Here is a 12,788-nt window from a genome sequence, read left to right as displayed (position 1 = left end):
GGTATGAAGCGCATCGGATTCCTCTCCTTCGGCCACTGGGCCGACAGCCCCCACTCGAAGACCCGCAGCGCCTCCGACACGCTGCTCCAGTCCATCGACCTCGCCGTGGCCGCCGAGGAACTGGGCGCCGACGGGGCCTACTTCCGGGTGCACCACTTCGCCCGCCAGCTGGGCTCGCCCTTCCCGCTGCTCTCCGCGATCGGCGCGAAGACCTCGCGCATCGAGATCGGCACCGGCGTGATCGACATGCGCTACGAGAACCCCATGTACATGGCCGAGGACGCCGGTGCCGCCGACCTGATCTCCGGCGGCCGGCTCCAGCTCGGCGTCAGCCGCGGGTCACCGGAGCAGGTCGTCGACGGCTGGCGGTACTTCGGCTACGCGCCCGGCGAGGGCAGGACCGACGCCGACATGGCCCGCCAGCACACCGAGGTGCTGCTGATGGTGCTCCAGGGCAAGGGCTTCGCCGAGCCGAACCCGCGCCCGATGTTCGCCAACCCGCCGGGACCGCTGCGCATCGAGCCGTACTCCGAGGGGCTGCGCGAGCGCATCTGGTGGGGCGCGGGTTCCAACGCCACCGCCGCCTGGGCCGCCGGGCTCGGCATGAACCTGATGAGCTCGACCGTCAAGGACGACGAGGGCGGCGCGCCCTTCCCTGTGCAGCAGGCGGCGCAGATCCGGGCCTTCCGCAAGGCCTGGGCCGAGGCGGGCTGGGAACGCGAGCCGCGGGTGTCCGTCTCGCGGAGCGTCTTCGCCCTCACCGACGACCGGGACCGCGCCTACTTCGGCCGCGACGGCGACAGCGGCGACAGCATCGGCTACCTCGACGCCGACACCCGGGCGATCTTCGGCCGTACGTACGCCGCCGAGCCCGACGCGCTGATCGAGCAGCTGGCCGGGGACGAGGCGATCGCCGAGGCCGACACGCTGCTGCTGACCGTGCCCAACCAGCTCGGCGTGGACTACAACAGTCACGTCCTGGAGAACATCCTCACCCATGTCGCGCCGGCGCTCGGCTGGCGCTGACCCCGGCCGGCGGGAGTCGCCGCGGGCAAGACCCTGGTCATCGGCGGGACCGGCTACACCGGCGCCGACGTCGCCGCCGAGGCCGTCGCCCGGGGCCATCAGGTGGCGCCGTACTCACGCTCGGCGCCCAGGACCCCGGTCGACGGGGTGTCGTACACCCAAGGCGCGGCCGAGGACGCGGTACGGCTCGTCCCCGGCCGGGACGCGGTGGTCGCGGCCCTGTCGCCGCGCGGCGACCTGGTGGGACGCCTGCTCGGCCTGTGCCGGGACATCGCCGCCGCGGCGGACGCCGCCGGCGCCCGGCTGATCGTGATCGGCGGCTTCTCCTCGCTGCGCCCCGCACCGGGCGAGCCCCGGTTCGCCGAGGGGGACGTCCCGGAGCGGTTCCGGTCCGAGGCACGCGAGATGGACGCGATCCGGGAGTGGCTCACCAGTGCCGCGCCTGGCTCGCTCGACTGGACCCTGGTCTCGCCCGCGGCCGGCTACGGCGCCTGGGCCGCGGGTGAGCGCACCGGCACCTACCGCGTCGGCGGGGACGTGGCCCGCTACGACGCCCGGGGCGGCTCGGAGATCTCCGGTGCCGACTCCGCGCTCGCGATCGTGGACGGGATCGAGCGCGACGCGCATCCCCGGGCGCACATCTCCATCGCTACTGGACCGCCTGACGGGCCGACGCCCCCGAGGGTCCTCCGGGGGCGTGTCCGGGTCACCAGTTGGCGATGTCGGACGCGTTCTGCTGCCAGTAGGTGACCTTCAGCGAGCTGTCGTAGTACACGCCCTTCGCGGGCAGGGTGACGTTCGCGGCGGCGCCGCCGTCGCTGTTCGGGGTCATGCCCTGGAAGTACACGGTGAGCTTGTGGCCCGTCTGGCCGCCGTCGCCGCTGCCGTCGGCGGCGGACAGCAGCACGCCCGCGTAGCCGGACTCGCCGGGCGCGAGGGTGGTGACCGCCTGCGGCTTGGTCGACTCGTCGGCGCCGGGCGCCCACTGCATCCCGCCGAAGCGGAGCACCGGGTAGTACGTCAGGTCGCAGTACTTCGAGCCGGTGTTCTTGACGGTGAGCATCATGTGGTTGAGCGGGCGGGACAGCACCTGCGCGGTGACCTTGGTGTTGGAGCCGTTGCACAGGACGCGGTTCTCCGGGTCCGACGGCTTGCCCGAGCCCTTGGAACCGACGGAGCCGCCGGAGGCGTGGGTTCCTTCGGTGCCGCCGGTGGCGCGGTGGCCGCCGGTCGAGGTCTGGGTGCCGTGGGCGACGGAGCCGGTCGACCCCTGCTGCGTGTTCGCGTCGGTGGAGGGGGCGCCGCTCACGCTCGCCGCCGGGGTGTGCCGGACGGCACCCTCGTCCTTGGTGCCCGTGCCGTTGTCGCACGCCGTCAGGGCGAGCGCGGCGAGGGCGGCTCCGGCCGCGGCGAGCAGGGGGGTACGGGTGCGGAGGGTAAGGCGGTTGCGCATGGCGCTTCTCGCTTCCGGGTCGTGGAGTGCTTGGATGTCCACAGCCTGCGGGCCGTTTTGTCCCGCCCGCCAGCCCCGGCTGCCGATCCGGGACGCTGGAACGGCCATATAGGTGTTGACCTGCAAGAACGTCCCTTCCCTGGAACGGGGGAACGGGACAGGGGAGGGAACGGATCGTGTCGGAAAGCACCGGGGGGACCGGGTTCGCCGAGCGGCTGCGGGAGTTGAAGAACCGCTCCGGGCACAGCTACGGCGTGCTCGCCAAACGGCTGCACATGAGTACGTCGACGCTGCACCGCTACTGCAACGGGGAGGCCGTACCGACGGACTACGCCCCGGTGGAGCGGATGGCGCGGCTCTGCGGAGCGTCACGGGACGAACTCGTGGCGCTGCACCGGAGTTGGGTGCTGGCGGACGCGGGGCGGGGGAAGAAGGCGGCCGAGGGGGTCGTACGGGGAGCGGTCGAGGGGGCTGCCGGGGGAGCGGCTGAGGAGACCGCCGAGGGGGCGGTGACGGATGAGGGGGCGGTGACGGATGAGGAAGCTACGGCGCCCGCGCCCGAGCCCGCGCCGACATCGGCAGCGGAACCGGACCCGGAACCCGCCCCGAAGCCGACCCCGGACCCGGCATCAACCCCGGCTCCGGAAGCCGCCGTTACCGGCCACGGCCACGGCCACGGCCCCGGCTCCCGCCCCGCCCCCCGCGCCCGCCTCCGCCGCCCCGCCCTCATCGCCGCCGTCACCGGAGCCGCCGTACTCGGCGCCGTGGCCCTCGCGTTCGGGCTGCCGGACAGCGGGAGCCACGACCAGGACGCGGCCGTCACCGGAGTCATCGCCTCCGCCCAGGACCGCACGCCCGCGACCGGTACCGGTACCGCCTCCCGGGCCGGCGGCTCACCCTCCCCGTCGGGTTCCGCCCGGCCCCACGCGCCCTCCGCCGACCGCGGAAGCACCGGGGGACCGGACGCCGCCACGAGCGGACCGCCGGGCGGGGCGACCGCCGACGGCAAGGAGTCCACGGCCGTCCCCCTCGCGATCACCACCCACCCGTACTCCTGGGAGAGTCCCTGCTTCCAGCACTACCTGATCGACCGGCCGCCCGCGGACGTGTCCCCGCCGCCCCTTGAGAACGACGCGCCCGCGTGGGTGGCCGTGCACCAGGCCGTCTCGGCGGGCGAGCAGTTCGTCACGCTCACCGTGCAGGGCAGCGGCAAGCAGACCGTGGTGCTGGAGGGGATGTCGGTACGGATGGCGGGCAAGCGCGCGCCGCTCGCCTGGAACGACTACGCCATGGGCTACCCCGGTGTCGGCTGCGGCGCCGGGGTGCCCACCCACTCCTTCACCGTCGCCCTGGACGCCCTACGGCCCGCCGTCCAGCCGGTGGCCGGGCAGCGGGGCTTCCCCCTCAGCGTGAACGAGTCGGACCCCGAGGTCTTCTACGTCACGGCGAACGCCTCGGCGTACGACGTCAGCTGGTACCTGGAGCTGGCCTGGTCCAGCGGCGGCCGGCACGGCACCCTGGAGATCGGTGACAAGGGCCGGCCCTTCCGCACCAGCGGCAGCAACGGGCGCCCCGCCTACGCCTTCCCGCTGGGCGGCGAGAAGTGGGCGCCCGCGCAGCAGTGACCGGCCGCCGTCGTCAGCGGCGGGTCAGTCCCACCAGAAGAACCAGGTGGTCTCGCCGATCAGCTCCTTCGCGTAGGCGCGCAGGGTGTCCGCCCCCTGCGTGATGTTGTCCGGGCAGAACGCGAAGTGCTCCGCCGCCACCGCCTCGGCCTCGGCCAGGTCGGCCGGCGGGGCGGCCACGGACAGCAGCAGGGCGTCGAAGCCGAGCGCGACGACCCGTATGCCGAAGCGGTCCTCCCAGGAGCGCAGGACCGCGCACAGCCGCGCCACGTCGTTCTCGTGGTTCAGCGGGCCGCTCCAGCCGATCGCGGCCGGGATGTCGGCGGAGCGGCGGGCCGGGACGAGGGCGAGGTGCGGGGCCGGGAAGACGGACTGGCCCTGATCGGCGGTCAGTTCGTCGGCGGCCCGGGCGGCGCGGGTGCCCGGGTCGGCGGTGAGCTTCTTGGCCGGGGCGAGTCCGGGCCACTGCGGTCCGAACGGCTCGACCAGATCCCCGAGTTCGTCGTCCGGCTCGGACTCCTCGTCGCCCTCCCAGTACTCGGCGAGGACCTCCTCCGGATCGTGGTCCCCCGGGTAGGACACGTCGTCCGGCATCAACTCCCAGTTCTCCGGTCCGCCTTGGGTGCCGTCGGTCTCCACCAGCACCGGCAGCAGCCCGGCGCGCGCGGCCGGGGCGCCGAGGGCGGTCCAGGTGCCGGGGCCGGCCGGTTTGTCCGCGAGCCAGAGCAGGGGCTCGTGGTGCGGGCCGTTCTCGGTCGCGTCGAGCAGCCTGCCGGGCGGCAGTTGGAGCCCCAGGCTGCGGCCGCTGGGATCGGTGGCCAGCCGGGGCAGCGGGTTGGGAAGAGTCGCCATGGGGGTGACTGTAGGGGGAGGGTCTGACAATGCGTCCCCTCGCGCGGCGCGGTGCCAGACCCCGCGGGCCCGGACTGGTCCGAACGAGAGGCGCTAGGCCAGGGTCGTGACGCAGAACGGGTGTCCGGCCGGGTCGAGGAGCACCGTCCAGCGCTTCTCGCCCGGCTGGAACTCCGGCTTGGTGGCGCCCAGTTCGAGGGCCCGCCGCTCGGCCGCCTCCAGGTCGTCCACGCCCAGCTCGACATGGGCCTGCTTGCCCTGGGCGGAGTCCGGCCAGGTGGGCGGGCGGTAGTCGGCGACACGGGTGAAGCCGAGGCCGGGGGTGCCCTCCGTGCCGAGGAGGATGAAGTCGTCGGTGGAGAAGAGGGCGCGGTAGCCGAGCAGCTCGGCGTAGAAGCGGGAGAGCGCGGCGGGGTCGGCGCAGTCGAAGGTGACGGCGGCGAAGCGGAACGCGGGAGTGGTCTGCGTGGTCATGAGGGGGACGGTACGACGTGACCAGGACAGGTACGGTCCTGGTTGTGCCGCTGTCGTCCGAGACTCCCCCCGGGACATCCCCGTGCTAGCCACGTCCGCCCGCCTGCTGGGCCTGCTGAACCTCCTGTCCGCCCGCCCCTCGTGGACCTGCGCCGAACTGGCCCGGTCCCTGAAGGTCACCGACCGCACGATCCGCCGGGACATCGCCCGCCTGCGTGAACTCGGGTACTCCGTCGACTCCGAGGCGGGCCCCTGGGGCGGCTACCGGCTGCGCGCCGGATCCCGGGTGCCCCCGCTGATCCTGGACGACGAGGAGGCGCTGGCCGTCGCGGTCGGCCTCGGCGAGGCGGCCCTGAACCGCGCCCTGGGCAGCGACCAGGCCGCCCTGTCGGCCCTGCTGAAGCTCCGTTCGGTGCTGCCGCCCCGCATCGCGGCGCGCCTGGGCGAACTGGACGCCGCCCTCGTCCTGCTCCCCGGCGCGCGCGGCTCGGGGGTCAGCCCCGGGCTGCTGCTGGAGCTGGCGGCCGTGTGCCGGCGGGGGGAGCGGGCCCGGCTGTCGTACACGGACGGCGAGGGCAGGTCCACGGTCCGGGACATCGACCCGTACCGGCTGGTCCACACGGGCAGGCTCTGGTACCTGGTGGCGCGGGACGTGGCGCGCGGCCAGTGGCGCACCTTCCGCGCGGACCGCGTCGACCGCCTCCAGCCCACCGGCCGGCCCGCCGACCTCGGCGACCCCCCGGACCCGGCGCACCTGGTCTCCCGCAACATCGCGAACGGCCCCTACCCCCTGTCCGCCACCGTCCGCCTCCCCGTCCCCCTCGACCAGGCCCTCCGGCTGGTCCCCGCGACCGTCGGCACCCACCGCCCGGACGGCCCCGACGCGACCCTGGTCGACATCGGGGGCGCCGACGCGGACGGCCTGGCGCGCTATCTGCTGGGGCTGGGGACACCGCTGCGGGTCCTGGCACCGGACGAGGTGCGTCAGGCCCTGGTACGGCGGGCACGGGAGGTGGCGGAACAGAACGCCGGCGGCTCCGGTGCGGAGGCCGCCGGCGAACCGGACACCGAGGCCCACCCGGGGCCCTGACGGGATCAGAGCTTCTCGGGGGTCTTGATGCCCAGCAGGGACATGCCCCGGTGCAGGGTGCGGGCCGTGAGGTCGACCAGGAAGAGGCGGTTCTCGACCTGGGCGGGAGTCTCGGCCTTCAGGACCGGGCACTGGTCGTAGAAGGTCGTCAGGTGCGAGGCCAGCTGGTACAGGTAGGCGGCCAGCTTGTGCGGCTCGTAGGAGGCGGCCACGTCCAGGACCGTCTCCGCGAACTGGTCCAGGTGCAGGCCCAGCGCGCGCTCCGCCGGGGCCAGTGCCAGCTCCGGGTGGGCGGCGGGGCGGGCCTCGCCGGCCTTGCGGAGGATGGACTGGATACGGGCGTAGGCGTACTGGAGGTAGACGGACGTGTCGCCGTTCAGCGAGACCATCTGGTCCAGGTCGAACTTGTAGTCCCGCACCGCCGACGTGGACAGGTCGGCGTACTTGACCGCGCCGATGCCCACGTACCGGCCGTTCTCCTCGATCTCCCGCTCGGTCAGGCCCACCTTCTCGGCCTTGTCCCGGACCACGGCCGTCGCCCGGTCGACCGCCTCGTCCAGCAGGTCCTGGAGCTTGACCGTCTCGCCCGCACGGGTCTTGAACGGCTTGCCGTCCTTGCCCAGCACCGTGCCGAAGGCCAGTTGTACGGCCGTCACGTCGTCGTTCAGCCAGCCGGCGCGGCGGGCCGTCTCGAAGACCATGCGGAAGTGCAGGGCCTGGCGGGCGTCCACCACGTACAGCAGGGTGTTCGCCTTGAGGTTGAAGACGCGGTCGCGGATGGCGGACAGGTCGGTGGCCGCGTAGCCGTAACCGCCGTCGGACTTCTGGACGATCAGCGGGACCGGGTTGCCCTCCGGGCCCAGGATGTCGTCGAAGAACACGCAGAGCGCGCCCTCGGAGCGGACCGCGACACCGGACTCCTCCAGGAGGCGGCAGGTCTCGGCCAGCATGTCGTTGTACCCGGACTCGCCGACGATGTCGGGGTCGCGGACCTCCATGTCCAGCTTCTCGAAGACGGAGAAGAAGTAGATCTTCGACTCGTCCACGAACTTCTGCCAGATGGCGAGCGTGTGCGGGTCGCCGGCCTGGAGGTCGACCACCCGGCGGCGGGCGCGGGTCTTGAACTCCTCGTCGGAGTCGAAGAGTTTGCGCGCGGTCTTGTAGAGGCGGTCCAGGTTGGACATCGCCTCCTCGCCGGAGGCCGCGGTGTCCTCGGCGGACGCCTTGTGGTCCAGCTCGTGGGGGTGCTCGTCCAGGTACTGGATGAGCATGCCGAACTGGGTGCCCCAGTCGCCGATGTGGTGGCGGCGCACCACGGTCTCGCCGGTGAACTCCAGCAGCTGGACGACGGAGTCGCCGATCACCGCGGAGCGCAGGTGGCCGACGTGCATCTCCTTGGCCACGTTCGGCTGGGCGTAGTCGATCACCGTGGTGCCCGGGTGCGCGGCGTACGGCACGCCGAGGCGGCCGGTGTCGTCCGCGTACCGCGCGGCGAGGTTGCCGGTGATCGCCCGGTCGGAGACGGTGATGTTGAGGAAGCCGGGGCCGGAGACCTCGACGTCCTGGATCACCGCACCGGTGGTCACCCGGGAGACGACCTGCGTGGCCAGCTCCCGCGGGTTCGCCTTCGCCTTCTTGGCGAGGGCCAGGATCCCGTTGGCCTGGTAGTCGGCCCGGTCGCTTCGTCGCAGCAGCGGGTCCGCGCCGGCGGCCTCCGGCAGGGTGGCCGAGAGGGCGGACGCGAGCTGCTGCTGGACGGAGTCGCTGAGGGACGTGACCGAGGCCATAGGTGAGGTGCCGTTCTCCTCGTGGGGATGGATAGTCACGCCCAGTATTCCACGGGGGGTGAAGCGAATTTTCCCGTCCACGGGTGAACGCGGGCGGCGGGAAGGGCGTCCAACGCGTTGAAAAGGCGTTTTCATGGATGCGGTCCCGCCTGGGACAATGGAGCGGTCAGCCGTGCGACCGTCACGGCTGCCCGATGGAGAAAGAAGGACGTGCCGATCGTGGCTCAGAGCACCGAGACCACCGACTGGGTCTCCCGTTTCGCGGATGAGGTCATCGAGGAGTCGGAGCGCCGGGCCCCGGGCAAACCGGTCGTCGTCGCGTCCGGCCTCTCCCCGTCGGGCCCCATCCACCTGGGCAACCTGCGCGAGGTCATGACCCCGCACCTGGTCGCCGACGAGATCCGCCGCCGCGGCCACCAGGTCCGGCACCTGATCTCCTGGGACGACTACGACCGCTACCGCAAGGTCCCCGCGGGCATCGCGGGCGTGGACGAGTCCTGGGCCGAGCACATCGGCAAGCCGCTGACCTCGGTGCCGGCCCCGAAGGGCTCGTCGTACCCGAACTGGGCGGAGCACTTCAAGGCCGCGATGGTCGCGTCGCTGGCCGAGATGGGCGTCGAGTTCGACGGCATCAGCCAGACCGCGCAGTACACCTCGGGCGTCTACCGCGAGCAGATCCTGCACGCGATGAAGCACCGCGGCGACATCGACGCGATCCTCGCCCAGTACCGCACCAAGCCCAAGGCCAAGAAGCAGCAGCAGAAGGCCGTGGACGAGGCCGAGCTGGAGGCCGAGGAGGGCTCCGGCGCGGCCGCCGAGGACGACGGCTCCGCGGGCGGCGCCGGGTACTTCCCGTACAAGCCGTACTGCGGCGGCTGCGGCAAGGACCTGACGACGGTCACCTCGTACGACGACGACACCACCGAGCTGTCGTACGTCTGCACCGAGTGCGCCTTCACCGAGACCGTCCGGCTGAGCGAGTTCAACCGCGGCAAGCTGGTCTGGAAGGTCGACTGGCCGATGCGCTGGGCCTACGAGGGCGTGATCTTCGAGCCGAGCGGTGTCGACCACTCCTCGCCGGGGTCGTCCTTCCAGGTGGGCGGGCAGATCGTCGGCATCTTCGGCGGCGCGCAGCCCATCGGCCCGATGTACGCGTTCGTCGGCATCTCCGGCATGGCCAAGATGTCGTCCTCGCGCGGCGGCGTGCCCACCCCGGCCGACGCGCTGAAGATCATGGAGCCGCAGCTGCTGCGCTGGCTGTACGCCCGCCGCCGGCCCAACCAGTCCTTCAAGATCGCCTTCGACCAGGAGATCCAGCGGCTCTACGACGAGTGGGACAAGCTCGCCGCGAAGGTCGCCGACGGGTCCGCGCTGCCGGGTGACGTGGCCGCGTACACCCGCGCGGTCGGCACGGCCGCCGCCGAGCTGCCGAAGACGCCGCGCCCGCTGCCGTACCGCACGCTCGCGTCCGTCGCCGACATCACGGCCGGGCACGAGGACCAGGCCCTGCGGATCCTCTCCGAGCTGGACCCGGACAGCCCGCTGTCCTCGCTGGCGCAGGCCCGGCCGCGCTACGACAAGGCCGAGGCCTGGATCAACACGCAGGTGCCCGCCGACCAGCGGACCATCGTGCGCGAGGAGCCGGACGCCGAGCTGCTGAAGTCGCTGGACGAGGCGTCCCGGCAGTCGCTGCGGCTGCTGCTCGACGGCCTCGCCGAGCACTGGTCGCTGGACGGCCTGACGCACCTCGTCTACGGCGTGCCGAAGGTGCAGGCCGGGTTCTCGGCGGACGCCACGCCCAAGGAGCTGCCGCCGGAGATCAAGACCGCCCAGCGGACGTTCTTCGCGCTGCTCTACCAGCTGCTGGTGGGCCGCGACACCGGCCCCCGGCTGCCCACGCTGCTGCTCGCGGTCGGGCAGGAGCGGGTGCGGGCGCTGCTCGGCCAGTGACGCGGTGACGTAGGCGCATGGGCGCATAGGCACAGAAACAGGGGCCCTCCAGCCGGAGGGCCCCTGTTTCTGTGCCCTTTTCTGCGCCCTTCCCCGTCAGGCGATGTGGTCCTCCTCCAGCTCCGCCGAGTGGCGCTGTTGGAGGCGGGCGGCGAGGGACTTCAGCTCGGCGGGGCTGAGCCGGGTGCCGTACGTCGCCTGGATGTTCTCGCCCAGGATGTGGGGCGTGGGGTAACTGCCGTCTATCGACTGCCGGAACACCTGGTAGAAGGCGTCCTCGTCCGGTTCGGCGGCGGGGAGGCCGCCGCCCTCGCCCAGTTCGCGGGTGCGGTTCGGGCCGGCCGGGATCGGGAAGCTGCCGGTCTCCTCGGGGGAGGGCTGCTGGAACCGCTCCGCGGGCTGGCCCTCGTACCAGTCCTCGTACTGCTCCTCCGGGTCGTACTGGGGGTCCGGGGGTGGCTCGAAGGAGGGGTCGTACCCGCCGTGGTACTCGACCTCGCGCGGCGACTGGAACCAGGGGCTCTGGTCGTCCTGCGGGGGGACCTGGGGGGCTTCGGGGGCCTGGGGAGCCTGGGCGTACCGGGGCGTCGGCGCGCCCGCCGGTACGGCGGCCGGGGCTTCGGCCGGTACGGCGGCCCGCGCGGCCGGGTTCGCGGTGGCGGTCGCGTCCGGGGCGGGTGCCGCGACCGGGGCGGCGGCCGGGGCAGGCGCCGCGGTGGCCGCGTCCGTCGCCGGTATCGCGTCCGTCGCCGTCGCCGTCGCTCCCGCGGTCAGTTCCGGCGTCGGGGCCGCCGGCGGCAGCAGCACCGGATCGATGCCCGCCGCCAGCAGGCCCGACGGGGCCGTCTGCGCGAGCGGGACGCCGTAGCGCGCCAGGCGCAGCGGCATCAGGGACTCCACCGGGGCCCTGCGGCGCCAGAAGCGGCCGAAGCGGGAGTGCAGCCGGGCCTGGTAGACGAGGCGCTCCTGCTCCAGCTTGATGACCTGCTCGTAGGAGCGCAGCTCCCAGAGCTTCATCCGGCGCCACAGCAGGAACGTGGGCAGCGGGGAGAGCAGCCAGCGGGTGAGCCGGACGCCCTCCATGTGCTTGTCGGCCGTGATGTCCGCGATCCGGCCGACGGCGTGCCGGGCCGCCTCGACGGCGACGACGAACAGGATCGGGATCACCGCGTGCATGCCGACGCCGAGCGGGTCGGGCCAGGCCGTCGCGCCGTTGAAGGCGATCGTCGCCGCCGTCAGCAGCCAGGCGGTCTGGCGCAGCAGCGGGAAGGGGATGCGGATCCAGGTCAGCAGCAGGTCCAGGGCCAGCAGGACGCAGATACCCGCGTCGATGCCGACCGGGAACACATAGGCGAAGTTCCCGAAGCCCTTCTTCAGGGCCAGCTCGCGGACGGCCGCGTACGAACCGGCGAAGCCGATCCCCGCGATGATCAGGGCGCCGCCCACGACCACGCCGATGAGTATCCGGTGCATCCGAGTCAGCTGCGGTGGCGCGGCCACTCGTACTCCCCTCCCGTTGCCTGTTGTTGCGCGCAACAGAGTGGCACACGTGTGCGGCACACATGGTGCCGGTCGGCGTAAGCCCGTTCGGTCAGCTCTTCTTGGAGCCGGCGGAGGGCGAGGCGCTGCCGGAGGGCTTCGTGGACGGGTCGGCGGACGAACTCCCGGACCCGCCACCGCTGTTGGCCGAGGAAACCGCGTCCACGGCCTCCTTCAGGGCCTTCGCCGCGGACTTGGCGAGGTCGTCGGGGTCGGGGGTCTTGTCGCCCGCGAGACCCGCGCCGTTGAAGTCGAGGGTGACGACGACGTTCTCGACCCGCGCCACGAGGGTCTCCTGCTTGAAGAGGCCCTCCTTCTTGCTCAGGTCGTAGCGCACGGACGTCGCCTCGTCGCCGGTGCCGGACACCGCGGCGACCTTGGCGTTCTTGGCGCCGCTCACCGACTGGGCGTCCTTGACCTGGTTGGCGAAGTACGTGTGCGCCTGGGTGTTGCCCGAGCCGCGGGTGGCGTCCGAGTCGAAGCGCAGCATGGACACGTTCAGCCAGCGGAACTGGGAGCCCTTGACACCGTTGTTGCTCAGGCTGCTCCAGGAGCAGGAGGCACGGGAGGACGGTTCGTCCGAACCGCCCTTCTTGCCCGAGGAATCGGCCTTCGGCACCATGTCGTCCAGCGTCTTGGAGGACAGCGCCTTGCAGGCGTCCGGCAGCGTCTTGTACGCCGCCGGCGCCACCGTCGGGGACGAACTGGCGGACGGCGACGTGCTGTCGCCCGCCGACTTCGTGGCGCTCGCGCCGTCGCTCTTGGGCTTGGAGTCGCCGGAGTCCGAGGAGCAGGCCGCGGTGATCAGTACCGCGGGGACCGCCGCCGCGCAGACAAGGGCACGGCGCAGCCGCCTGTTTCGCTGTTCCAGCCGGTCACGGTCGTCTCGCTTGGCTCGCTGCATGGTTCCTTCACTCATGACGCTCGGTGTTCGTGCGGGTTCCTGCGGGGCCACCGTACGCGGTGAAGGAGCTGTGCGGTTTCCCTTCGGG

The 12,788-nt window shown here is 72.6% G+C and carries 11 protein-coding genes; 5 read left to right on the top strand and 6 right to left on the bottom strand.

What is annotated here, in order from left to right; translation table 11 throughout:
• Nucleotides 1-3: 3 nt before the first annotated feature.
• Nucleotides 4-1,026 carry an LLM class flavin-dependent oxidoreductase gene (locus QHG49_RS15590; RefSeq protein WP_159703800.1) on the top strand — a complete coding sequence of 341 codons (1,023 nt, stop codon included), beginning with the start codon at nt 4-6 and terminating at the stop codon, nt 1,024-1,026.
• Between the two features lie 33 nt (nt 1,027-1,059).
• Nucleotides 1,060-1,776, top strand: coding sequence for an NAD(P)-dependent oxidoreductase (locus tag QHG49_RS15585; RefSeq protein ID WP_370530577.1), 717 nt, complete (start codon nt 1,060-1,062; stop codon nt 1,774-1,776).
• Here the strand turns inward: QHG49_RS15585 and QHG49_RS15580 are convergent.
• Complete coding sequence (locus QHG49_RS15580; protein ID WP_301490069.1) at nt 1,733-2,479, bottom strand: DUF4232 domain-containing protein; 747 nt, start codon at nt 2,477-2,479, stop codon at nt 1,733-1,735. The two genes, QHG49_RS15585 and QHG49_RS15580, sit on opposite strands and share 44 nt — an antisense overlap.
• Nucleotides 2,480-2,655: 176 nt before the next feature.
• Here QHG49_RS15580 and QHG49_RS15575 point away from each other — a divergent pair, with 176 nt between their 5' ends.
• The gene (locus QHG49_RS15575; protein ID WP_301490068.1) at nt 2,656-4,104 is read left to right on the top strand and encodes a transcriptional regulator; all 1,449 of its coding nucleotides are present in this window, start codon (nt 2,656-2,658) and stop codon (nt 4,102-4,104) included.
• A 24-nt stretch (nt 4,105-4,128) separates the two neighbouring features.
• On the opposite strand, the gene QHG49_RS15570 is transcribed toward QHG49_RS15575, so the two are convergent.
• The gene (locus tag QHG49_RS15570; RefSeq protein ID WP_159703804.1) at nt 4,129-4,956 is read right to left on the bottom strand and encodes a DUF4253 domain-containing protein; all 828 of its coding nucleotides are present in this window, start codon (nt 4,954-4,956) and stop codon (nt 4,129-4,131) included.
• 93 nt (nt 4,957-5,049) lie between these two features.
• Complete coding sequence (locus tag QHG49_RS15565; RefSeq protein WP_301490067.1) at nt 5,050-5,430, bottom strand: VOC family protein; 381 nt, start codon at nt 5,428-5,430, stop codon at nt 5,050-5,052.
• An 82-nt stretch (nt 5,431-5,512) separates the two neighbouring features.
• On the opposite strand from QHG49_RS15565, the gene QHG49_RS15560 reads away from it, so the two are divergent.
• The gene (locus tag QHG49_RS15560; RefSeq protein WP_301490066.1) at nt 5,513-6,520 is read left to right on the top strand and encodes a YafY family protein; all 1,008 of its coding nucleotides are present in this window, start codon (nt 5,513-5,515) and stop codon (nt 6,518-6,520) included.
• 5 nt (nt 6,521-6,525) lie between these two features.
• Here QHG49_RS15560 and argS read toward each other — a convergent pair whose 3' ends face one another.
• Nucleotides 6,526-8,307 (bottom strand): arginine--tRNA ligase, encoded by a 1,782-nt coding sequence (gene argS, locus QHG49_RS15555; RefSeq protein ID WP_301492793.1) that lies wholly within the window; start codon nt 8,305-8,307, stop codon nt 6,526-6,528.
• Between the two features lie 210 nt (nt 8,308-8,517).
• On the opposite strand from argS, the gene lysS reads away from it, so the two are divergent.
• Nucleotides 8,518-10,257, top strand: coding sequence for a lysine--tRNA ligase (gene lysS / locus QHG49_RS15550; protein ID WP_159703810.1), 1,740 nt, complete (start codon nt 8,518-8,520; stop codon nt 10,255-10,257).
• Between the two features lie 96 nt (nt 10,258-10,353).
• Here lysS and QHG49_RS15545 read toward each other — a convergent pair whose 3' ends face one another.
• On the bottom strand, nt 10,354-11,730 hold the full coding sequence (locus tag QHG49_RS15545) for a DUF2637 domain-containing protein (RefSeq protein WP_301490065.1): 1,377 nt from the start codon (nt 11,728-11,730) through the stop codon (nt 10,354-10,356).
• 118 nt (nt 11,731-11,848) lie between these two features.
• Nucleotides 11,849-12,700, bottom strand: a complete 852-nt coding sequence (locus tag QHG49_RS15540; RefSeq protein ID WP_236576408.1) for a DUF3558 domain-containing protein — start codon at nt 12,698-12,700, stop codon at nt 11,849-11,851.
• Nucleotides 12,701-12,788: the final 88 nt, after the last annotated feature.

This window comes from Streptomyces sp. WP-1 (genome assembly GCF_030450125.1).
Lineage (GTDB): Bacteria > Actinomycetota > Actinomycetes > Streptomycetales > Streptomycetaceae > Streptomyces > Streptomyces incarnatus.
Note: the sequence above shows the minus strand (reverse complement) of the source record. Positions and strands in the feature narration are given on the sequence as shown.